Consider the following 22,856-nt stretch of genomic DNA (forward strand, 5'->3'; position numbering starts at 1 on the left):
CTACGGGCTTAGGATTACTCATTTCCTTTATTTTACATAATATACATTATGCGGTATTCGTGGATGACTAAGGCGCACAGAGCGCCGCCTACGGCACGATGAAGCTACCCGAACACCGCTCGCCGGTCTGCGTGTAAGAGCTACCGTCCACTAAGATCACCACTCCGCCCGCGCAACGCTGGTTACTAGCCAGCCGACGCGGGCGTTTTGCTTGGGCCGCCTCAGAGGCAATGCGTGGATCGGGTGAAAAATACGGCATTGACGGCGACGAAACAGGGGGAGCCGCCATCGTGGTAATCGACTTCACCAAAGCATTGATCTGCTGCGTTTCACGGTAGCTTTGGATCGCCGAAAAGATGGCAAATGCCAATGCACATAATGCCGTTGCGGCAATATTCGCCCAAAAACACCCCAAAAAACTTCTGAACGATCCGTCGACATGCCCTGCTCCACCCCTGAAAGATCGCAGAATAGCGCAGCCTTCGTCCAGGTGGACGGGCGCGGCCACGTCCGTTGCCTGAGGTATAAACGGACCCCATGACGCGACCAGGCCAGGCCTGGCTCCCCGTGCTCCATTCGACATCAGGAAGGTGCCAACGCATGATGACCGACGATATCCAGGCCTGGCGCAGGGCCCGGCGACCGATCGCCTTCTTCTTCGGCGCGTTCGGCGACCACCTCCTTGCCCGTCCCGGCATTCTGGCCCTGCAACGGATCTTCGAAGGACGCCTGTCGTTCGCCGGTACACCGGACGCGTGGGAGCGCTTCTATCCGGACGCCGGTTTCCGGTCGGTGCATGCGATCCGCATGGGCGCGGCAAACAACGCGTTCGCCTTCGATCCCGCCCAGTTCGAGACATTCGCTTCCGACTTCGATGCTTTCATCAACCTCAACTGGTGGGAGTCCGACGACAACCTGGATATCGTCCGCCGGTTTCCCGACATACCCCACCTGAGACTCGCCAGCCATGGCGGCCGTCTGGCCCCGCTCACCGATACAGCGCACATGGCCGACAGTGCGTTCGTCATCGCGCGATACCTGGACGATCGCCTGCACATCGACGATTTCGCCACCCTGCCGCCACCCTCTACGCGCTCGATCGCCCTCTGCCGGCAGCTTCGCGATCGATTGCCTGCCCACGCCCGCCTGCTTGTCGTGCACACGCATACGAAATCCGACAAGGAATGGGACGCCGATCGCTTTCGTTCCGTCCTCGAACGCTTTCTTGACTCGCATGACGACCATGTCGCCGTCGTCATCGACCCGGACGACCGAGGGCTCGACTTCGGCCGTCACGAGCGCCGGGTATTCAGCATCGAGGGCATGGATCTGGCGGCCACCACGGCACTGGTCGCCACGGCGGACCTTTTCCTCGGCGTGGACTCGTATTTCCTCCACGTCGCCGACTTCGCGCGCGTGCCGACCGTCGGTCTCTTCGGTCCGACGTCACCGGCGCTGTGGGGATGTCGCTTCACGCGCGCTCGTCATGTGGCCGCAAAGTCGATGAGCGACATTGGCGTGGATGCCGTCCTCGATCACCTCCATGCCCTGGCTCGCATCGAGCGCGTAAGCGCCTGACCTGGTGGATTCGAAAGAAATTGCGCGATGCGTCGCCATCGATGCAGTTAACGCGTAGGCGTGAACTGAATTACTTGTAGGACTATTCCTACAAGTAATTCAGTCGGGGAATGTAATCAATCGCTTGCATGCAGTCATCACCGACACGATTTTCCGTTTTCACAAATCACCCTTCCATGAAGCATTGACCCGATCAACTCGGCGACCGTAGGCTCAGGCCTCGCTCGTATCGCTGCTAAAGCACGCCGATACGACAGTTGGGGAAAACGGAACAGAAGTTCGTCGCGGCTTTACGAAAGCATCGCGACACTCGCTAGCGAATTCGACCCCAGGACATGACGTTCGTCGCCTTGGCGTACCGTCGTGCCCCAGGTGACTAAAACGCAGTATCCGCAGGGAACGCACCCGATGAAGGTCATCCTGGATTCCGTAGGGCCGTGTCCGACCGCCATCGACGCACATGTCGTCGACGAAACGCTGGCCCGCCGCCGCTTCGTCAGCCTGCTTCGCTCCCACGGCCATGATGCCAAGGCCATCCGCGGCGAACTGATGTCCATCGGCTGGCACGAGAAGGCCGCCGAAAACGCCATCGCGGAGATCTTCGACAGCAAGAGCATCTCACCGCAGTTGCACGGTCGACGCGTCGGCCCCGACCTTACGCGGCTCCCGTCCCGCCTCGACCTGGGCGATCGCGGGGCCAGCGTACAGGTGCGAGTGCATCATCCCGACCTGTGCCTGGTCGGCGATTTCCTTTCCGCCGACGAATGCGAACGCCTCATCGCGGACGCCACGCCCTTGTTGAGGCGATCCCTCATCATTCGCGCGGATGGCGTCGTCGACGAGAACGGCGAGGAAGCCTACAGCCGCACGAGCGACCAGGCCAATTTCCTTCCCGGCGCGAGCGAACTGGTGGATGCCATCCAACAACGCGTGTCGCGCTTTACGGGATGGCCCGTGACGCATATGGAAAACACCCAAGTCGTCAGGTACCGGCCCGGCGCGGACTTCGGCCCGCATCACGACTTCTTCGACCCGGAAGCCCATCGCGGCCTGATCGACCGCGAAGGGCAGCGTATCGCCACGCTCATCCTGTATCTCAACACCCCGCCGGACGGGGGCGTGACGACGTTCACGGATATCGAGCTGGAAATCTATCCGCAACGCGGCTCGGCCGTGTATTTCGCCTACCCGCAGCAGTCGCCGGCATCGCTGACCATGCATTCCGGCGCTCCGCTGGGTAGAGGCGAAAAATGGATCGCGACGTATTTCCTTCGCGACCGGGCCATATCGCAGCACTGATCTGCAGCAACCCTTGGGGGACTTCATGGAATCGATTGCCCGGGCCTTCGCCTCGCCCTACGAGGCCGAATCCGCGACCTTGCCTGCGTTGGTGGCCCTGCGCGTCTTCGAGCGCACGCGAAAGACCGTGTTGTCGGCCATCGACCCGCAGGCGAGCGACGCCGCAGGGATCATGATCGCCGCCATCGCCCCGCCGGCATCGGGTACGTGGAAGCCTGAACTGGGCATGGTGTCCCATGCGCTGGAGCAGCAGCCCATGCTGGCGGCGCTGCAATTCATCCTCGCCTTTCACCACGATCCGTTCGAGTTCACCTGCACGCTGGAGCGGGAGGGATCGATCTTCCTGGATGGTCACGTCGTTTCCGTGGCTGGCGATGTCCATGTGCTGGCGACCGAGGGCATGCTCACCCTCCGTTCGCAAGCCGGCGACGCGTCGTTCGGGACGCGGCATGGGCGGAAGGTCCTCGCGGACAGCCTGCCACTCCTGTTGCCACCTGACGCCGATGGCCAGGGCTTCTACATGATGGCGCCGGTTTCGTCCGCCCGGCCCGCCATCTTCCCCGATCCACTGGCGCCTGCTCATTCGCTGTCCGGCGATATGACGACGTCCACGACCCTGGTCGAGGCCTTCGCCACGCTTGACGCGACACGCGGCGCCTACGGCACGTGGGTACGCGGTGCCCTGGCCGGCGCGTGCATGGTACCCAAGGGCAACGATGTCGCGGCAACGAGCCCACGCTTTCCCGGACTCGTCGCGCTGCCCTGTGGCATGGATCGCCTCGACTACATCGAGGTGCTGGTGGTCGCGGCATGTCACCAGCGCCTGTGCCAGCTCGCCCTGGTCATGAACCTCGGTGCCGCCGGTCGCGAGGAGGTGCAATACGTGCCCGCACGCCGCTCCTACCTGACTTCCCGTCGCGCGCTGACCGCAGCTCACGAACATATCAATGTCCTGCTGGCCCTGGAATCCGTGGAAGCGGAAGGCGCGGAACGGCGCGATCTCGAACGCCGCATCGAGCGCCGACGACTCATGCTCGCCACCGATTGCCTGCCCATTCTGGACACGTCCGACATCCTTAGCGAAGGCGGCGCCGAACTGTGGCGACGCCTGAAGACCTGCCTGGAAGACCATGGCGACGATCGCGTGCACGACGTGATTTCCCTGGTGGAACCGGCAGGAAACGAATCTGTGGGCCCGCAGATACTTGTTGCCGGTGTGGCAACTTGATTACGGAGACTTGAAGATGAGCATTGAAGCAAAGAAGGACGATCTCGCCAGGGCCGCGGCCGAACTGGTGCTGCGCGAACTGGACGAGATCGAAGCAAGGGACATCTTTGGGGGTGACGGTGGCTGGGTGAAGGTCGGACCGGTCCAGCCTGTGCCGCCGGGCAAGCCGGGCGGCCCGGTGACCAGCCAGCCCAAAGCACCGGGCGCCTGACAGCCAAGCCACCAGGACGGGGCGGTTCAACACCGCCTCGTCTTCCGGAGTCCCGGCCCGAAGGAACGCCCGCCATGCGCATCAACGCCCTGTACGTCATCGTCAAGCTCGTCGAACGCTGCAATCTCAAGTGTAGCTATTGCTATTACTACACCGCCGACAACGCCGAGGTCTACGAGCGGCCCGCGCTCATGGCGTCCGGCCATCTCGACGATCTGCTGACGTTCGTCGAGCAGGCCAGGCGTGATACCCCGTTTCCTCGCGTGGTATTCGGTTTCCATGGCGGCGAGCCGACGCTGGCCAAGGCGGCCCATGTCCGTCGTTTCTGCCTGGAAGCGCGACGCCGGCTGGAGCCGGAACTGTCGGTCGGTTTCTCGCTGCAGACGAACGGGGTCCATCTGTCGGACGATTGGCTCGCCCTGCTCGCCGAACAACGCATGGGCGTCGGCATCAGCATCGATGGCCCGAAAGACATTCACGATCGCTATCGGATGGATCATCGCGATCGCGGTTCCCACGACCGCGTACGCCACACGCTTTCCAGGCTGCTTCCACTCGACGAGGGCGGGCTCATCCATCTCACGGCGCTGGCGGTCATGGGGGACGATTTCTCCGGTGTGCCGTCGTACCGCCATCTCGTCGAGGACCTCGGCGTCCGGCGGATCAAGCTGCTCTTCGTCGACCGTACCGCCGACGAACCGTGGTCCGGTGCCGACCAGGATCGACTTGCCTCGTTCCTGTGCGACACGTTCGACTACTGGTTGACGCATCATCGCGACTCGGTGGAAGTCATCTTCTTCGAGACCGTGATCCGCGGCCTGCTCGCGGCGCGCCACGGGATTCGCGGGGATCGTTCTCGCATCACCCTGGGGTTTGCCCTGCTGAGCGACGGTCGCATCCGCATCCAGGACGATTTCATGGTCGCCACCGATTGGTTCTGGTCGCAACGCGACCTCGCGATCGCCCATGCAACGCTGGACGATTACCTCGGACAACCCCACCTGGAGGCGCTGGTCGGTTCGCTGATCGAGGCGCCCGCGGCCTGTGCCGGTTGCGTGTATGCGGATTCGTGCGCTGGCGGCGAGGTGGCCCATCGATACACCCGTGCACGAGGATTCGAGAACCGCTCGGTGTATTGCCAGGCACTCACCGCCTTCTATCGCCATGTCGACGAGCGGCTCCTGGGCGGCGAGGCCCGCCTGCGTGAAGATCGAGCCGACGTCGACGACGGGGTGCTCGTGGCATGAGCGACATGATCGCCGACGATCGCGACGAACTTCCACCGCTGCTCCGCCGCGAAGTGTTCGATCACCCCGGCGGGGTGGACTGGCTGCGAACGCAGAGCGCGGCACCCCTGCGCGGAATGCACGTCGTCGCCGCCGCATGCCTGCTCCTTGTCGCGCTCCTGCTGGTCGGAGGACTCGGCATCCACGTGCAGGAACGACGCATCGGCCAGGTCGAAGTCGCTCCCGCCGAGGATTGCGGCGCAGGCCTTGCGTCGTGCGTTTCGTTTCGCAGGCCAAACGGTAGCGAGGCTCCGCTGCATGCCGGGGCGGAGGTCAGGCTCGGCGACATGTACGGAACGATCCTCCGTGCGCCGACCTCGGCACGGGACGGCAGGATCGCGATCCGGGGCGCCTGGACGCGCGGGCCTGGCGATACGCCACTGAGCGTCACGACACGTTCAAGCCTGCTCGGCTGGGTCTTCGGCCACCCGGCCAGGGATGCGCGTCGATGACCCGGGCGCACTTCAGCCGTCGTCGAGCCGTCCCCCTCGTCCTGCAGGCAGAGATGCTCGAATGCGCCCATGCCTGCCTGGCCATGGTCGCGAACTTCCATGGCCAGCGCTGGACGCTGGAGCAGCTTAGAGAACGCTTCATTCCGTCTACGCGCGGGACCAGCGTCAGCGCCCTCACGAACATGGCGCAAAGCATCGGCCTGGACACGCGTATCTTCCGCGCCGAACCTGTCCATCTCGGGCGGCTACAGCTTCCCTGTGTCCTGCATTGGGACATCGTCCACTTCGTCGTCCTGGAGTCGATGGCAGACGGCCGTTTCACGGTACTCGACCCCGCGCTCGGCCGCGCCACGATCGATGCCGCCGAATTCGATAAACGCTTCACCGGCATCGCCATCGAGTGCTCTCCCGGAACCACGTTCCATCCGAGCGCGGCCTCCGGTGGAACGAGCGCCTTGCGCCTGCTGGTCGAGGGCCTGCGACACCAGGCCTCCCGATTGGCCGCGGTGGGCGGCCTTGCCCTGGCGCTCGAAATCCTGGCCCTGATCTCGCCACTGTTCGTCCAGGCTGCCACCGACGCGATCATCCCCGCGGCGGACACGTCACTGTTGATCAAGTTAACCTGCGGCTTCATCGCGGTAGCCAGCCTCCACGCGCTGCTTTCGCTTTGCCGGTCGAATCTGCTGATGACCCTGGGCGAACGCCTGTCGGTCAGCTGGAATGCGGCAGTATGCGCCCGGCTCCTGCGCCTTCCGTACACGTTCTTCATCAAGCGGTCGATCAGCGATATCCATTCGCGCTTCGCCTCCATCGAGGAAATCAAGCGCGTCGTCACGCACCGTTTCGTCGAAGGTGCGCTCGACGGCCTCACCGCCGTCCTTTCGCTGATCATCATCTGCTTCTATTCGCCAATGCTGGTGGCGCTCACGCTGGCTTTCACGCTGGTCTACGGCATCCTGCGCGCCGTCACCCTGCCGCATTATCTCCAGGCCGTGGAGCGCAACATCCATGCGCAATCCTCCCAGCAGGGCCTGCTGCTGGAGATGCTGCATGGTATCCACTCGATCAAGGCCACGGGCGCCGAACCGATCAAGCTCGCCCGATACACCCGTCGCACCAGCGACGCGGCGCGCTCGACCGTGGTGGTCCAGCGCTGGTCGATGATCGTCGATGACATAGGCCAGCTCATTCTCCGCCTGCACTGGATCTGTGCGATCGCCGCCGCCTCGCTGCTGGTCATGCGTGGCCAGCTCAGCCCAGGCATGCTCATCGCGTACCTGACCTATGCGTCGCAGTTCTCGATCCGCTCCACGCATCTGGTGGACCTGGCCTCCGAATGGCGCACCCTTCGACTGCACAACGCGCGCCTTGGCGATATCGTCGCCCACGACGGCGGGAATCCAGGGGCACGCACCATTCCGGCCGGAGACAATTACCGGATCGACGTGTGCGACCTGTCGTTTCGCTACGATGCCGACGGCCCGTGGATCCTCGACGGTGTCGATCTCGACGTCGGCGATGGCGAGTGCGTCGCGATCAAGGGCCCGTCGGGGACGGGCAAGTCCACGCTGGCGAAACTGCTCCTCGGTCTCCTGGTGCCCGCTCGCGGTGGAGTGTCCATCAATGGCGTCGCGCTCGATGCCATCGACGATGACCACTTCCGGCGATCGGTGGCATGCGTCCTCCAGGACGACCAGCTGTTCAACGGCACGATCGCGGAGAACATCGCATTCTTCGAACCGAATTTCTCCCGCGCGGACGTGGTCCGTGCGGGCAGGCTCGCGCAGATCCACGAGGAAGTCATGCGCATGCCGCTGCGCTACGACACGCGCATCGTGGATCTCGGTGCGTCGCTGTCCGGTGGGCAGCGCCAGCGGCTGATCCTCGCCAGGGCGCTCTATCGACGGCCACGCGTGCTGATCCTCGACGAAGCGAGCAGCCATCTCGACCTCGAGAACGAGCGGCTGGTCAACGAGGCGATCCGCGGTCTCAGCGTGACGCGCATCATCATCGCCCACCGCCCGCAGACGCTGGCCATCGCCGACCGGATCTACGAACTCGCGGGGGGAAAACTGCGTGTTGCGGAGACCCAGTCCGCCGCGGCAGGCGATGGCGTCTCGCGCCCCCTATCGACGGAACCGGAGAAGGAGCTTTCCGCATGAGCGTACTCGACGACGATGTCATCGCACGACCGCCGATCGGCCAGGTCGATATCCACGACCACCTGGTGCCCGAAGCGTTGCGACGCTCGCTCATGGCGCTGATGCGTCGCCCTATCTGGGCCTATGGATGGAAGTCGGTGCGCGAACGGGACCGCTACGGTTTCTGGCACGCCCATTTCGCAGGAGGCGAGGAAAACGAGACGTCCAGTTGCGAAGACGCGCTCGCGCGCCTCGGTTCGGAACATCCCGTGTTCGCCCTGTGGAGCCTGCTGTCGGAAGGCCCGCTCAGGGGTCATCGCCCGATCCGGGTCTATGCCAACGGCCATACCTACGGCACCGAGGGCTACATCCACACGGATAACCAGGATCCCAGGTGCTACACCGCGATCTACTATGCGCACGGCGCATGGGACGCGGACTGGTCCGGCGAGACGTCGTTCCTTTCCGCCGAGACCGGCGACATCCTCCACGCCGTGCTCCCCATGCCCGGTCGCCTGGTGCTTTTCAATGGGGCGACTCCGCACGTGGCGCGCGGTGTGAGCCGCGAGTGTCCCGAGTTGCGGATATCGCTCGTCGTCAAGACCTTCGTGCCATGACGACGATCGAGGCCCACGCCGAGCGGGAAACCCTGCTGGGCCGTCTGTTCGTCTTGGGTGCGCAGGCGCAGGCGCATGGCTCGCGCACGCTCGACGCGCACCTCGCGGGCACGTACGACATCCTGTTGCGCTGGGGTGCCGCACCATCGACATGCGTGGCCGGCATGTTCCACAGCGTCTATGGCACGAATGCCTTTCGCCACCGCTGCCTGTCCGCGGACGAACGCGGGACATTGGAAGGCTTCATCGGCACGGACGCCGAGCGCCTGGTTTACCTGTTCAGCGTCTCGGACCGCCCGGCGGCACTGATACAGGCGCTTTCGTACGATGGAGACGCGCCGACGCTCGTCCATCGCGTGACCGGCGAGGCGATCGCCGTCACTCGCGACGAACTGCACGAGCTGCTCGCCATCGAATGCGCGAACCTGCTCGAACAACGCGCCACCGCGGGCTTTCTGGAAAAGATCGTCGGCCTTTCCGACGAACAGCGTATCGCCCTCGTCGGCCGCGCCGCGGCCCGCGATCTCGTCAGCCATGTCCGCCCGGAGGCGCCATGATCGTCACCGCAATGCCGCTCAGCACGACGCAGGAAGACCGATCCGATTTCGCGCGTCGCAAGTACGCCCGCCTCCCCGGCCTGTTTGCCCCCGACGTCCTCGACATCGCCTTCCGTTATTACCTTTCCTACGTGGCTGTCGAAGGATACTTCCATACCCATCCGCGCTATCACGCCCTGGATCGCTATGCGGATGCACTGGGCGAGGCGATGATGCCCCTGGTGCAGAAACGCGTGGAAGACCATGTGGGATCCCCGCTTCTACCTACCTACTCGTTCGCGAGGATCTACACGACGGAGTCCATCCTGAAGAAGCACGTTGATCGTGGCGCCTGCGAATACAGCGTCACCCTGACCGTGGGCTATCGCAATACGAATGGACTATGGCCGATCTTCGTCGAATCGGAAGGCGAAACTCTGTCGGTGGAACTGGATGTCGGCGACGCGATGGTTTACAAAGGGATGGAGGTGCCGCACTGGCGCGAGTCGTTGCCTCAGGGGATCTGGTGCCAGCTGTTCTTTCATTTCGTCGCCGCCGACGGCCCCCTGGCCGGGCACGTATACGACGACAGGGAGCATCTCGGCCCCACGTTCGACGTGTCGCTTCTCGCATGAGCAGGCGACGCGGTGCATAGACAGCAAGCGAATGGAGAGTCGTACACCGTGCGGACCGATCTTGCGACCTATTACCTGGGGCTGGCCTTCCGACGCTGCGTCAGGAACCTGCCCATGGTGATCCTGCTCACCGGCACGATGGCCGTCGGCATCGCTTCGTGCATGACGGCCCTGACCATCTTCGCCGCCCTGTCGGGCACCCCCATCCCCGGGGTCAGCGAGCAGTTGTACGTCGCCACCATGGATACCCGGACCGCCTGCAGTTCCGACAACGCCAACTACACGCGCCCCAACAGTTACTTTTCGCTGGGCGATGCCAAGGCACTGGTGGACATCCACCGCGCCCCTCACCAGGCCGCCTTTTCCAGCACCTTTCCCCAGGTCGGCACCGCCGACGGTGCGCGCTCGGACCAGGTCGCGGGGTTGATGGCCTACGGCCAGGCGGCGGAGCTGTTGCAACTCGGCCTCGTCCATGGTCGGGCCTGGAGCCCCCAGGAAGAACGCGATCGCCTGCCGGTCGTACTGATCGACACGAACCTCGCACAGCGCATGTTCGGTACGGACAACGCCGTGGGGCGCGACCTCAGGATGGGGCAGCGGCTCTTTCATGTCATCGGCGTCTACGCGCCATGGAAGCCGCGCACCAAGTTCATGGATCTTCCACATAACGACGGCCAGGTGCTGGAACAGGCCCAGCAGGTGGTGGTGCCGCTGGAAGCGGCACTGGACGGTGGCGTGGGCCCGTTGGCGCTGGGCGATTGCGGCGACGACTCCGCGAAGGTCACCTTCCAGTCCACCAAGGTGGAAGGCTGCCGCTGGCTCGAGGTATGGGCGGCATTGCCCTCGGCCACCCATGTGTCCTCGTTCCGCGACACCCTGCTCGCCTTCGCCGACACCCAGCACCAGGCCGGACGTTTCCGTTATCCGCCCCAGGCGCGTCTGTACGGCACGTCGGCATGGATGGCAGCCAATCACGTGGTACCCGACGACGTGAACCTCAACGCCATGCTCGCGGGGGCATTCCTGTTGCTGTGCATGGTCAATGTGGCCGGCATCCTGGCTGCGTACTTCCTGCGCAGGAAGGCCGACACGATCGTGCGCCGCGCGCTCGGTGCCACCCGGCGCGCGCTCTTCGAGCAGCACATGCTGGAAGCCGGCCTGCTCGGCGTGGTCGGCGGGCTTCTGGCCCTGCCCCTGACCTATCTCGGCCTCCATATCGTGCGGATGCAGCCGGTAGCGTATGCGGAGGCGGCAAGGATGGACCTTCGGGCGTTCGTCTCGCTTCTCCTGCTCTCCCTGGTCGTGGGCGTCGTCGTCGGCATCCTTCCGGCGTGGCAGGCCTGCAAGCTGTCTCCCGCATTACAGATCAAGCAGGCCTGATCCTCCCATGCGCCATATCGTCACGCCCCTGCTCAGGCACTACTTCATGCCCGCCCTCGTGGTGGCCCAGGTCGCGCTTGCCTGCGCGATCATCTGCAATGTGATGTTCCTCATCCAGCAGCGTCTCACGCCGATCATGGCGCCCGATGGCGTCAGCGCACCGGGCCAGCTGGTGGTCGCCTGGCAGGTCACCGCCAGGGGTACACCGTGGCCCCCGTCGCGCCTGCTCGAGGTCGAATCGGCGCTTGCCCATATCCCCGGCGTCACCGCCACCAGCATCGCCGGCTCCATTCCCATGGAAACGCTGGTGCAGATGAACGGCGATCTCTACGCCGACAACGGCACCAAGACAAACGGCGCGATGTACATCGGCAACGGGCTTCCCGCCGCCCTCGGCCTGAGGATCGTCGCCGGCCGGGATTTCTCCGTGGAGGAGCGCAATCGCCAATACACGGATATCGGTATCAACGCGAGTGGCCCCGCGCTGATCACCCGCGCACTGGCCGAGCGGCTGTTCCCCCATGGCGACGCGCTCGGCAAGGTGATCCGCATCGGCGCCGATGCGAGCGCCGGACGACGCACCGTGGTCGGCATCGTCGAACACCTGATGCGTAACGAGATCACCGACGACAGCAAGATCGATATCGACTACAGCATGGTCGCTCCGGGCATCCCGGGCGCCTGGGCCCTCCCGACCTTCCTCGTCAGGGGCCGCGGCGACGCCGACATGTCGCGCCTGGTCGATGCCGTCAAGGCCACCGTTACGCGTGAACTCGGCAACGAGCTGGTGCCCGGCATCGAACCCCACTTCGAAACCTATGCCAGTTTGCGCGACCAGGCGCTCGCCCGCTCCCGCGCCTCGGTATGGCTACTGACCTCGGTGAGCGTGGTGGTACTGCTGGTCGCCCTCGCCGGGATCTTCGGCCTGACCGGCTATTGGGTACAGCAACGCACGCGCCAGATCGGCGTGCGCCGGGCATTGGGGGCGCGGCGTCGGGATATCTTCCAGTGGCTCCAGCTGGAAAACGGACTGCTGGTCTGCACCGGCGTGATCATCGGCATGACCCTGGCCTACGCCATCAACCTCTGGCTGATGCAACGGTTCGCGATCCCGCACCTTCCGGTGTCGTACCTGCCCCTGGGTGCGTTGACGATGCTCGTGCTGGGTCAGCTGGCCATCCTGTCACCCGCTCGCCGCGCTTCGCGCATCGAGCCCTCCGTCGCCATACGTACCGTCTAGCGCCGCGCCCGATCTCCATCGGGATGTCGTCATGCTTGTATGTGTAGTGCAGTCGGTTGATGAGGTCATCGTAGAACCGTGCCGATGAGGTCACGATGATCCGGCGCGTTTCGTCAACGGCGCCTAAGGTCGGGTGGAACTGAAATGCCATGCGCAGGCTTCTCCTCAAGACTCACTTTCCAGATGGCGAGTACTCATCCGCGGTGTGCCCGCACATCATCTGGCTGACGCATATACGACCTCCACCCGATGTTCCCGGCCGTCATCCGCCAGGGTGATCAGGCCGGTTTCAATGCCTTGTCCATCGAGGGATAGCGTGACTACATCGTGCTCTCCCGCTGGCCGCAATTGAAACACATACGTCGCCGTCCCATGCCGATACGTCACCTCATACGCTTTCCATGTCGAGGGAACGCACGGTGCGATGCGAATCTTGCCGCCTTCGAGGCTGAAACCCAGCAAGGACTCGATCACCAGGCGGTACATCCAGCCGGCCGAGCCGGTGTACCAGCTCCAGCCGCCCCTGCCTGCATGAGGTGCGACCGAATAGACATCCGCGGCGATCACGTAAGGTTCCACTTTGTAGCGCGCCATGGCCTCGGCGTTTTTCGTATGACTGCCGGGATGGATCATGCGAGCGAGTTCCCACGCCTGGTCCGGCCGCCCCATGCCGGCGAAGGCCATGGCCGCCCAGACAGCGGCGTGGGTGTATTGGCCACCGTTTTCGCGCACGCCAGGCACATAACCTGCGATGTAGCCGGGGTCCATGGCCGACTGGTCGAAGGGCGGATCGAGCAGCCGGATCAGGTCGTTATCCCTATCCACGAGGTGGTGATACAGGGCATCCATGGCCTGTCTCTGTCGCTCGCCCGGCGCTACACCGGAGAGAACCGACCAGCTCTGGGCGATCGCGTCGATACGGCATTCGTCATTGCTGGCAGAGCCCAGCGGCGTACCGTCGTCAAACCAGGCGCGCCGGTACCATTCGCCGTCCCAGGCGTGGGTTTCCAGTGCGGTGGACAGCTTGCCGGCTTCCGAATGGCAGTGTTCGGCAAATGCCTCGTCGCCCTGCTGTCTGGCCACGGGGATAAATGCGTGGAGAACATGAACCAGGAAGAATCCGAGCCAGACACTCTCCCCTTGTCCGCCCTCGCCCACCCTGTTCATGCCATCGTTCCAGTCGCCGCTACCCATCAAGGGAAGGCCATGCCGTCCCCGCCGGGCGGCGTGCTGGATGGCGCGAACGCAATGATCGTAAAGGGTGGCGCGGACCCCCGAGGGCCGAGGCAGATCGTAGTACGACTCCTCACCGGCTCGGAGCACCCTGCCTTCGATGTACTCGATGCCTTCGACCAGTACGGCGTTGTCACCGGTTGTTTGCACGTAACGGCTGGTCGCCAGGGGCAGCCAGAGGTAGTCGTCGGAGCAGGCCGTGCGCACACCGCGCCCTCCGGGCGGATGCCACCAGTGCAGCACGTCGCCCTCCAGAAACTGGTGGGAAGCGCATACCAGCAGCTGTTTTCGCGCCAACGCGGGTGCCGCATGCACGGTGGCCATGGAGTCCTGTAGCTGGTCTCGGAAGCCGATCGCACCGCCCGACTGGTAGTAACCGCTTCGCGCCCATATCCGGCTGGCAATCGTCTGGTAGAGCAGCCAGCCGTTGGCGAGCGTATCCATCGACGGATCCGGTGTGCGTACCTGGACAGTGCCCAGCAGGTCACGCCAGTAACGGCGTATGTCGGCAGATGCGCTCGCGGCAGCGCCATCGATGCGGAATCGCTGTACCAACGCACGTGCATCTGCTTCGGTGGTGCCCATGCCGAGCCTGATGATGACATCGCGTGACTCGCCCGGAGCCAGCAGCACGCCCGCGCGTAGCGCGCCGCATGGATCGAGGCCGGCACCGGCTTTGTTGAGCCAGTTCCGGCGCCGCATGGCTAGCGGCGACGAAAGATGCCCATTGCGCCCGAGGAATTCGCTGCGGTCTCCGCCGAGGTCGCGCTCTGGATCGCCGATGTCGAAGAAGGCGACCCGCCCCGGGAACTCGTTGTTATAGGCGTTTCGTGCGAACAGCGCGCCAGTCATGGGGTCGATCTCCGTCACCACGTGCATCGCGCTTTTCTCTCGCACATCGCCCAGCACCCATTCCACATAGGCGGTCACTGAGAGCTGCCGGCTTTCGCTTCCGTGATTGGACAGCGTGAGTACCTGAAACTTTACGGGAGCGTCGAGTGCGACAAAGGTTTCCAGCCGGCTCTGGATCGAACCTTCCGCGTGTTCGAATACGGAATAACCGAACCCATGACGAATGGTGTAACTACCCTCCCCTCGCATGGGCCATGGTGTGGGCGACCAGGCATGCCCGCTGATATCGTCCCGCAGGTAAAGGGCTTCGCCCGAGGCGTCCTCCACCGGATCGTTCTGCCAGGGGGTAAGGCGGCAGGCATGGGCGTTCTCGGCCCAGGTATAGGCGCTGCCACTGTCGGACACCACGCTTCCGAACTCGGGATTGGCCAATACGTTGCACCAGGGCGCCGGTGTCGTCGCCCCGGGGTCCAGCTCTATGACGTATTCGGTGCCATCGGTGGAGAAGCCGCCTGTGGGCGATATGGCGGCAGGCATATCGCCACGGGGACGGACTGGCCACACTGAAGGCTCGGCAGGCGCCGGTCGCGAGCCCAGTCGATGACGCTCCATCTGTTCTTGCAAGGAGCCCAGGCTGTCCACCACGACGATGCAAGCACTGGCCTCCATGACGAGCCGGTCCTCGTGGGACAGGGGCTGGGCGGCGCGGATGAAGACACCGCCGGGACGATCGAGCAGGTTGGCTTCCGCACCTGAGGCCAGCAGGCCGGTCAGCGCATCATGCAGAGCCTGGCGGTAGCCGGTGCTGTCTTCGTTCCAGATCACCAGGTCGACGGCTACACCGCGCAGGCGCCAATAAGCTGCCGCGCGAATCAGTTGCTCGGCGATGGCCAGTCGGGCGATATCGCTGATTCGCAGCAGCACGATCGGGAGGTCGCCCGATACAGCCTGTCCCCACAGGCCAGACTGTCCTCGCTGGTTGGCGGCGATCACGCCCGGTTCCGAGCGCAGCGCAAGGTTGGGATAAAGGATGGAGGTGGCCATGTGCTCGTAGAGCTGGGCATCCGCCAGGGTGGCATTGGCCTGCCGCAACGACACCTGGCTATGTGTCCAGGCAAGGTCGAACACACGATCTGACAGGTGGCGATCCCTGTACTTCTCGATGAGCCGCATGCTGCCCTCCCGGGCATCGGCAATGCCTGTCACGAAATCCAGGGTGGCGGTCTGCTCGGGCTCCAGGGTGATGCGGATGCGTATCGCCACCATGGGATCAAGCACGGCGCCTGCCGTGTTGGACAGTCGTTCGACCTCGGGATCCAGCGCGGCGGGTTGCGCCGTCGTGCGGCCGCGGCCGATGAAGCGCGCCCGGTCGGTTTCATAGGAAATGGCGTCGATGTCGGCATCGTGAACCGCCACCAGATGACACATCCACGGGGGCGCCTCGTCGGAGGAACGTGGCCGCCTCGTGCATAGCAAAGCTTGCATTTCGGCCACGATTTCCGTGGTGACGAAAAGCTTGCTGAAGGCCGGGTGTGCGGTATCGCCATTGGGGGCGGCCAGCACCACCTCGGCATAGCTGGTCAGTTCGACCACGCGTCGCGTCCGGCCGCGGTTAGTGATACGCGTGCGGCGAAGCTCGATATCGTCCTCGGGCGACACGACGATTTCCGTATGCGTTTCGAATCCTCGGTGACGGACGCGGAACTCGGCCCGGGATTCGGCGAAGATCGCCTCGAAACGTTCGGTTTCCCGCTTTACGGGCTGGTAGGCCGTGCTCCATACATCGCCCGACTCGGGGTCGCGCACATAGCAGAACATGCCATAGTTATCGCGCGTGATGTCTTCACGCCATCGCGTCACGGCCATGCCGTTCTGGCGGCTGTAGCCGCCACCGGCGCTGCTGACCATCACGTGGTAGCGCCCGTTGGAAAGCAATTGCACCGCAGGTCGGGGCCGATTCGGATCGGTAAAAAGCCTGAGCCGGGGTTCGGTGGCTACCGTCGTCGGCATGCCCTCGCCCAAGCCTCCCACATGCAGGTATTCGTTTGCCGAGCGCGGAACGCGCTCCTGCAGCAGGAGGTTCGTTGCCATGATGTGCGGGTTGGATTCGAATCGCCGCCTCATGGGTTGCCCGAGCAATACATGACCAATGGCCAGTAAGGACATGCCCTGATGGTGGGCCATGTACGAGCGCACGATGACGTGGTCGGCTCCTGGTGGCAGCCGGGACGGCGTGTAGTCGATGGCTTCGTAGAGACCGAAGCGGCCCGCAAGCCCCGCATTGGCGAGCCTGCGCAGGTTGTCCGTGGCCGCCGCTGGCGACACCATCAATGCCAGCACCGTAGCGTAGGGCGCCACGACCAGGTCGTCTCCCAGGCCACGCTTGAGCCCTAGTCCGGGCACGCCAAACGCCCGGTACTGATAGGTCAGCTGTGCATCAACGGCGTTATAGCCGGACTCCGATACACCCCAGGGAACGCCGCGTTGCCGCCCATATTCGATCTGGCGGCTTACGGCGGCCCGGCAGGTTTCGTCGAGGAGACTTCCCTCGTATGAAGGCATCACGAGCATCGGCATCAGGTACTCGAACATGGATCCGGTCCATGAAAGCAGCACCGGGGAGCCGCTCGTGGTCGTAAGCACGCGGCCGAGCGAGAACCAGCTTTCCTGGGGAACCAGGCCCTGCGCGATGGCCACGAAGGTGGTCAGGCGGGACTCGGACGCCAGCAGGTCGTAAAACGATGCATCGGCCGCGTGCCTTTCGACGTCGTAGCCGATGGGGAAAAGATGTCTCTTCTCGTCATAGAGAAAGCGCTGATCCATGACTGCCAGCTCCCCTGCCAGGGCAGCGGTATGCGCCAGGAGCGCGAGGCGGGATGATGCACTGCCCGCTCTAATCGGATCGATCGTCAGCGAAGAGAGAGTGCTGAGTGACAAGATGGCGTCATGATCGTCATCCACATCCTGCCACAGGGCCGCCTCGCCAAGCAGGTCGTCACACTGTGCCGTGATGCGATCAAGCCAGAATGCTGCATCTTCGGAAAAGCGCTGCGTGAGCACCTTGCGTACGTGTCCGGCTCTTTCCTGCTGCGCCATCGCGAACGCCAATACGGCCCGCATGGACGTCGGCGGTTCGTTCACGTCCTGCGCAAGCTTGTCTGCCCAGGCCATCACTTCTTTCCTTGCAGCATCCTCGACATGGCTGGACAGAATCGCCACGGCGTCGCGAAGACCCTCGATCGACGACACCCTGAATACGGGTTCGTCCATCAGGCCCAGCAAACCGCGTTGCAGCGTCAGCAGGTGGCCCGCGAGATTGCCGCTGTCCACGCTCGACACGTAGAGAGGGCGCAAGGGGTGCAGTGTTTCGGTGTCATACCAGTTGAAGAAGTGTCCGCGATGCCGCTCAAGCGCCACCATGGCCGCCAGGGAGGCCGATGTGCGCTCGAGCAGTCGGCCGAGCCCCAGGTAGCCGAAGTCGTAGGCGGCCAGTCCGGAGAGAAGCCCCAGGCCCATATTGGTGGGAGATGTACGACGGGCCAGGCGCGACTCAGGGTTGAGCTGGAGGTTGTCGGGTGGGAGCCAGTGATTGTCTGCTCCTGCATGCGTCTCGAAAAAAGCCCAGGTACGGCGGGCCAGCTGGCGAAGCAAGGCATGCTCGGATAGGTTGGGAGCGAACCGGCGAACGATATGTGGCCGGCTGACCCACCATGCGAATACCGGCGAGGCTGCCCACAAAACCAGAAAAGGTAGTGCCACGGGCAGTACTTCCAGTCTGTGGAGTGCGAGCACACAGACAAGGAGGGCCGCCAACGCGGGGCCACTCCAGAGCACGCGCCAGGGAACGCCGTGTACGCCCCGCCCCTGCCGCTGGACTTCGCCGGAGGATCGCCACTCGAGGAGATGCCGGTGGCTTACGGTGACACGCCATATTGATCGCAGGATGGCATCAAGGCTGATCCGGACTTCGTGAGGCAGCCACGCGATGAACAGCGCGAAGCGCAGCACATGTTGCCCGGTCCCCGCCAGGGCGATGCGGCCGTGCTGGCCCCAGGCCGTGTCGTCCGGCTTGCGGACGGCATCTACCATGGCCTGTAGCAACGAGGGAATGATCGCGATCGACATCAGGGCCAGGGTCCAGGTGACGGCCGGATCGATCAGGAGCCAGCCAGACACCAGGAGAAGCAAGGTGGCGAGCGGCACGAGACTGCGACGGAGATTGTCGAAAATCTTCCAGCGAGACAGGCCGCCGAGGTCATTGCGATGCCAGCCTGATGCCGTGGGCACGATGGGAAGCAACCAGGGCATGAGCTGCCAGTCCCCCCGTATCCATCGCTGGTGACGAAGGCTGTCATCAACGTATCGCTCCGGGATTTCCTCGAACACCAGTACATCGCTGAGCAAGGCAGAGCGGGCAAAGCAGCCCTCGATGAGATCATGGCTGAGCACCCGTTCGGGCCTCAGTCGTCCGGCCATCGCCTTCTCGAAGGCATCGATGTCGTAGATGCCCTTGCCGATGAAAGAGCCTTCGTGGAACAGGTCCTGATAGACATCCGACACGGCACGCGTATACGGATCGATGCCGGCGTCAGCGCCATACAAGCGGGCATAACGTGAGCGCGCCTGGGCGGGGAGCGCGATCGCCACGCGTGGTTGCATGATGCCGTAGCCCTCGGTCACACGCTTCCTCGTGTCGTCGAAAACGGGGCGATTGAGGGGGTGATCCATGGCAGCGATGAGTTGGCGTGCCGTATCGCGCGGCAGAAGGGTGTCGGTATCCAGCGTGATCACATAGCGCACGGGCGGCAGGCTGCCCAGGTCACCTGCGACCAGTTCGAACAGATGGTCGCCCTCGCCACGCAGCAACGCATTTACCGCGGCAAGCTTCCCTCGCTTCCTGTCGGCGCCAATCCAGCGCTGCTCGGTGGCGCTCCATTCACGCGGTCGGTGAAACAGGTAGAAACGACCCGCAGACGGCTCCGGGTAACGAGCATTCAGTACGGCAATGGCCTCCTTCGCTTTTTTAATGATCGAGGCATCGCCTGATGTGGTCTGTTGATCGGCATCAAGATAGTCGGTGAGCAAGGCGAAATGCAGGTTGTCGTCGCGGTTGGCAAGAAAGCGGATCTCCAGCGCATCGACCACATCATCGACATCGGAAGGTTTTCCGAGCAGCGTAGGCACGACAACCATGGTGCGTGCCTGGGTTGGAATACCCTTGGTGTAGTCCATGCGTGCCAGCGCATCCGGCGTGGCTGCCCAGGAGGCAAACACATTGAGCAAGGTCAGGACCAGCTGGCTGGTAACCACCAGTATTCCGCAGGCCAGCAAGCCGGCTATCCATGTGGAATGCGCCGGCAGCGCAGCGGTAGCTAGCAGGCCAAGGCCAAGGGATATGCTCAGTACGACGAACAAACCCAGCGAAATACCGACAGGTGCCCTGTCGAAAAGGCGCCTACAGCGCGAGGCCACCTGACGTCTGACGTCAAGCTGCCTTTCAAGGTCGACGCGACCGGCACCCAGCAGGTGATAACCCACATGACTCGCCAGCCCATTACCGGATCGGGAGACTTCAATCGCCCTGCGAGCGGTAGCGAGTTCATCACTACTGCCGGTGCGTGCCAGGCGCTCGATGATATGCCGGTACTGATCGCGACTGGCAAAGTCCATGCGGGCATAGATACCAGCCGGGTCTTCGCGCAGGCATGCCTCGACGAGGCTTGCCGTTTCGACGAAATCCCTCCAGTCGATCGTCGACAATGCACGCAGGCTTCCGATGCTGTTTCCCACGGACACCTGTTGGGCGGCCTGCTGCTGGGACTCGATCTGGATCAGGTAATCGATGCTTCGCCCGGATTCCGCCAGCCGCTGCTCCACCCAACCTAGCGGCATGGCCAGTGCAGGCCCCTGCCCTTGCAGGCGCCGCACGAGTTCGGCAACGAACGGGGCGCTCATGACCGGTGACGAGCGCGCCATGTCCGCCACGACGAGCACGACGTTTTTCGGGTCAGCAGCCGCCATCCGGATCATGCTGTCGGCCCAGCGGGTGGCCCGGCGTCGCCGGGCCCTGTCCAGCACGATGCGCACGGCAATGCGCCTGAGGTTTTCGAGCAGAGCCAGCCTCAGCATGATCGGCACGGCCCATAATTCGCCCAGGCTCAGGGGGTGGACGCGCTGGTACGCATCGAGGAACCGCGCCAGGCCGGGTGCATCGATACGACCATCGCCATGGGAAATGACCTCCATGGCGATGTCGTAGACGCGAGGCAGGCCCTGCGAGGGGCCATCATCCAACTGGGGCAGCTCTCGGCTGTAACCCTTCGGAAGATCCTTGTTGGCGCTACGGATCTGTTCCTCGATGAGGTAAAGGTTATCAAGAAGCCACTCACCGGCGGGCGGCAGCCCTTCACCCTGGCCGCCTGCTGCCATCAGGCTACGGCAGGATTCCAGGATGACGCGCTCATTATCCGCCAGGCGTGGGAGTAGCCATTCCGGCGAACGCTTCGCAGCCAGCGCATGCCTACGCGCAAGCACCTGCCCATGCGCTTCCAGCTGTTCGGTATTGAAGAGCTCGGCGCGTAACGCGGGCTCACGTTCGATGCGGGTGGAGTTCCGCGTGTTCCGTCGCCAGAACAGGGCTATACCCTCAGGGTAGAGCGGAAAGGAGCAAGCATGGTTTGACTCCAGGCAAAGAACGCCAGTCGACGAGGAAGACGGAGCGGCAGGACCGTCGATGCAAATCGAAGTCCTGAGGCTAAAGAGACAGAAATTTCCCGACGGATGAGTCGATGTCGGGCCTGTGGCCAGGAAAGCGGGAGGCGCTAGGCGAGAAGCCTGATCCTAGTTATGTGAGTGCCGTGAGACGACCGTGCCGGCTCTGGGAACTCGACCAAGCTCGCATGCGTAACGGGAAACTACGATTTTCATCACGCCCATGCGATCACTGTTGTATGCCATAAGGAATTCATGACATGAGACCTATCCGACGAAGCGCCGGACGCCGATGAGCGCTACTCCTCCTTTGGTTCCTTCGCAGCTTGCAGCGCGCATTGATACCTCGCAAGTGTCGGACATTCGTTACTGGACCAGAACGCTTGGCGTTACGCCGAACGATCTTTGTCTTGCAGTTGCTGCGGTCGGGGATATTCCGGCGGACGTAAGAGCCGAAATTCGTCGACGTAGACGCCTTTTTACGCCGGGTCGCATCTGATCCCACAGGCCGGGCTCGTCCATGAGTCGCTACTCCATCGGGAACCGGCATGACATTTCCACGGCACGCTGGGCGTTTCTGGGTATGGGTGGTTACCCTGCCCGTCTCGCGTGACACAGGGGAGTGGTACGGGCTGTGGTCGGTCTACGAACAACGCCCCGACCTTGAAAAAAATGCCGCCTCTCAACCGTTGATCAGCGGCCGAACCAATGCCTTCTCAGACGAACGGGCCGCCTACCGTTCGGCAAACAGGGAGGGCTGCCATACAGCACGACTGATGACGCGCTGATACAGAAAGTAGCTCGATTTTGGCCACCGAAAATGCCCATCTACACGTCGAGACAGTACATCAGCCTGGGCGGCCTGTTCTTGCCAGATGGTTTTCGGATATCCGGTGACGATCAGCGCATAGCCCAGGGGGAGCGGTAGCGTCATGCAGGTCACGATAATGCCGGCGATCTTCCAGCGTCGAATATAAACCGCCACGGGCTTGATCGCAGCAGAATTCCAGGCCATTACGCCAGTCAGAAAGAACGCCGCGAGCACGGCAAATGCCGCCGACGCGGGCCCTGCCGCCATGATCGGATCAACCCAGTGATTCGATGCGTTGCGGGTGTCCGACGCCAGCAAGCACAGGCCAAAGATAATGGCTGGCACCGAGCATGCCATGAGAAACACGATGGTTCCCTCGCGGCGCACCGCGAATCCCGGCGCCAATAAACCGAACCACGCCATGGTCAGGCCTATGAGCCCCGCCAGGCCGGACAGCCCGGGAAGGATCAGAAACAGACCGATGACCGATGCCGGAACCAGGATGATCAGCATGCACACCATGACCGGCGCCAGTGCCAGGAACAATAATGGCTGCCTGGTGGCATAAAGCGACGCAGGCCCGGCAAGCCTGTCTTTGATGGTGGAACTACTCATCCATGAATCTCCCCTTCTTTACATCGTGATA

Annotated in this window: 16 protein-coding genes; 13 read left to right on the forward strand and 3 right to left on the reverse strand. The window is 63.5% G+C overall.

Translation table 11 applies throughout. The annotated features are described in order from the left end of the window. Window positions 1-88: 88 nt before the first annotated feature. Window positions 89-508, reverse strand: a complete 420-nt coding sequence (locus tag KR767_RS16985; protein WP_250877137.1) for a hypothetical protein — start codon at window positions 506-508, stop codon at window positions 89-91. 92 nt (window positions 509-600) lie between these two features. Between KR767_RS16985 and KR767_RS16990 the strand changes: the two genes are divergently transcribed. From KR767_RS16990 to KR767_RS17045, 12 genes are all read left to right on the forward strand, one after another. Continuing rightward, window positions 601-1,578 carry a glycosyltransferase family 9 protein gene (locus KR767_RS16990; protein ID WP_250877138.1) on the forward strand — a complete coding sequence of 326 codons (978 nt, stop codon included), beginning with the start codon at window positions 601-603 and terminating at the stop codon, window positions 1,576-1,578. 408 nt (window positions 1,579-1,986) lie between these two features. Beyond that, window positions 1,987-2,877 (forward strand): prolyl hydroxylase family protein, encoded by an 891-nt coding sequence (locus tag KR767_RS16995; protein ID WP_250877139.1) that lies wholly within the window; start codon window positions 1,987-1,989, stop codon window positions 2,875-2,877. 25 nt (window positions 2,878-2,902) lie between these two features. Then, a complete protein-coding gene (locus KR767_RS17000; RefSeq protein WP_250877140.1) occupies window positions 2,903-4,105 on the forward strand; it encodes a hypothetical protein in 1,203 nt (400 codons plus the stop codon). A 16-nt stretch (window positions 4,106-4,121) separates the two neighbouring features. Beyond that, window positions 4,122-4,316 (forward strand): hypothetical protein, encoded by a 195-nt coding sequence (locus KR767_RS17005; RefSeq protein WP_166946598.1) that lies wholly within the window; start codon window positions 4,122-4,124, stop codon window positions 4,314-4,316. Between the two features lie 74 nt (window positions 4,317-4,390). Beyond that, on the forward strand, window positions 4,391-5,563 hold the full coding sequence (locus KR767_RS17010) for a radical SAM protein (RefSeq protein WP_250877141.1): 1,173 nt from the start codon (window positions 4,391-4,393) through the stop codon (window positions 5,561-5,563). Continuing rightward, window positions 5,560-6,054, forward strand: a complete 495-nt coding sequence (locus KR767_RS17015) for a hypothetical protein (protein ID WP_250877142.1) — start codon at window positions 5,560-5,562, stop codon at window positions 6,052-6,054. Before KR767_RS17010 ends, KR767_RS17015 begins: the two co-directional genes overlap by 4 nt. Continuing rightward, window positions 6,051-8,216 carry a peptidase domain-containing ABC transporter gene (locus KR767_RS17020; RefSeq protein ID WP_250877143.1) on the forward strand — a complete coding sequence of 722 codons (2,166 nt, stop codon included), beginning with the start codon at window positions 6,051-6,053 and terminating at the stop codon, window positions 8,214-8,216. Before KR767_RS17015 ends, KR767_RS17020 begins: the two co-directional genes overlap by 4 nt. Beyond that, window positions 8,213-8,812 (forward strand): 2OG-Fe(II) oxygenase, encoded by a 600-nt coding sequence (locus tag KR767_RS17025; protein WP_250877144.1) that lies wholly within the window; start codon window positions 8,213-8,215, stop codon window positions 8,810-8,812. The genes KR767_RS17020 and KR767_RS17025 overlap by 4 nt, the downstream gene beginning before the upstream one ends. Then, window positions 8,809-9,369, forward strand: coding sequence for a DUF6817 domain-containing protein (locus KR767_RS17030; protein ID WP_250877145.1), 561 nt, complete (start codon window positions 8,809-8,811; stop codon window positions 9,367-9,369). The genes KR767_RS17025 and KR767_RS17030 overlap by 4 nt, the downstream gene beginning before the upstream one ends. Continuing rightward, window positions 9,366-9,983: a hypothetical protein gene (locus tag KR767_RS17035; RefSeq protein ID WP_166946604.1), complete on the forward strand. Its 618-nt coding sequence runs from the start codon at window positions 9,366-9,368 to the stop codon at window positions 9,981-9,983. Before KR767_RS17030 ends, KR767_RS17035 begins: the two co-directional genes overlap by 4 nt. A 48-nt stretch (window positions 9,984-10,031) precedes the next feature. Then, window positions 10,032-11,363: an ABC transporter permease gene (locus KR767_RS17040; protein ID WP_250877146.1), complete on the forward strand. Its 1,332-nt coding sequence runs from the start codon at window positions 10,032-10,034 to the stop codon at window positions 11,361-11,363. A gap of 7 nt (window positions 11,364-11,370) precedes the next feature. Continuing rightward, window positions 11,371-12,603, forward strand: a complete 1,233-nt coding sequence (locus tag KR767_RS17045; RefSeq protein WP_166946605.1) for an FtsX-like permease family protein — start codon at window positions 11,371-11,373, stop codon at window positions 12,601-12,603. 216 nt (window positions 12,604-12,819) lie between these two features. Here KR767_RS17045 and KR767_RS17050 read toward each other — a convergent pair whose 3' ends face one another. Continuing rightward, window positions 12,820-21,222, reverse strand: a complete 8,403-nt coding sequence (locus tag KR767_RS17050; RefSeq protein WP_250877147.1) for a glycoside hydrolase family 94 protein — start codon at window positions 21,220-21,222, stop codon at window positions 12,820-12,822. A 469-nt stretch (window positions 21,223-21,691) separates the two neighbouring features. Between KR767_RS17050 and KR767_RS17055 the strand changes: the two genes are divergently transcribed. Continuing rightward, the gene (locus tag KR767_RS17055; protein ID WP_250877148.1) at window positions 21,692-21,898 is read left to right on the forward strand and encodes a DUF3606 domain-containing protein; all 207 of its coding nucleotides are present in this window, start codon (window positions 21,692-21,694) and stop codon (window positions 21,896-21,898) included. A gap of 234 nt (window positions 21,899-22,132) precedes the next feature. Here the strand turns inward: KR767_RS17055 and KR767_RS17060 are convergent, their stop codons facing one another. After that, complete coding sequence (locus KR767_RS17060) at window positions 22,133-22,825, reverse strand: hypothetical protein (protein ID WP_250877149.1); 693 nt, start codon at window positions 22,823-22,825, stop codon at window positions 22,133-22,135. Window positions 22,826-22,856 lie beyond the last annotated feature (31 nt).

Origin of the sequence: Luteibacter anthropi, from assembly GCF_023699965.1 — a bacterium.
In the GTDB taxonomy this organism is placed as follows: Bacteria; Pseudomonadota; Gammaproteobacteria; order Xanthomonadales; family Rhodanobacteraceae; genus Luteibacter; species Luteibacter anthropi.

Bases quoted from the DNA above. Each gene is read 5' to 3' on its own strand.
- KR767_RS16990 (WP_250877138.1), top strand. From the start codon at position 601: ATGATGACCGACGATATCCAGGCCTGGCGCAGGGCCCGGCGACCGATC.
- KR767_RS16995 (WP_250877139.1), top strand. From the start codon at position 1,987: ATGAAGGTCATCCTGGATTCCGTAGGGCCGTGTCCGACCGCCATCGAC.
- KR767_RS17000 (WP_250877140.1), top strand. From the start codon at position 2,903: ATGGAATCGATTGCCCGGGCCTTCGCCTCGCCCTACGAGGCCGAATCC.
- KR767_RS17005 (WP_166946598.1), top strand. From the start codon at position 4,122: ATGAGCATTGAAGCAAAGAAGGACGATCTCGCCAGGGCCGCGGCCGAA.
- KR767_RS17010 (WP_250877141.1), top strand. From the start codon at position 4,391: ATGCGCATCAACGCCCTGTACGTCATCGTCAAGCTCGTCGAACGCTGC.
- KR767_RS17015 (WP_250877142.1), top strand. From the start codon at position 5,560: ATGAGCGACATGATCGCCGACGATCGCGACGAACTTCCACCGCTGCTC.
- KR767_RS17020 (WP_250877143.1), top strand. From the start codon at position 6,051: ATGACCCGGGCGCACTTCAGCCGTCGTCGAGCCGTCCCCCTCGTCCTG.
- KR767_RS17025 (WP_250877144.1), top strand. From the start codon at position 8,213: ATGAGCGTACTCGACGACGATGTCATCGCACGACCGCCGATCGGCCAG.
- KR767_RS17030 (WP_250877145.1), top strand. From the start codon at position 8,809: ATGACGACGATCGAGGCCCACGCCGAGCGGGAAACCCTGCTGGGCCGT.
- KR767_RS17035 (WP_166946604.1), top strand. From the start codon at position 9,366: ATGATCGTCACCGCAATGCCGCTCAGCACGACGCAGGAAGACCGATCC.
- KR767_RS17045 (WP_166946605.1), top strand. From the start codon at position 11,371: ATGCGCCATATCGTCACGCCCCTGCTCAGGCACTACTTCATGCCCGCC.
- KR767_RS17055 (WP_250877148.1), top strand. From the start codon at position 21,692: ATGAGCGCTACTCCTCCTTTGGTTCCTTCGCAGCTTGCAGCGCGCATT.
- KR767_RS17060 (WP_250877149.1), bottom strand. From the start codon at position 22,825: ATGAGTAGTTCCACCATCAAAGACAGGCTTGCCGGGCCTGCGTCGCTT.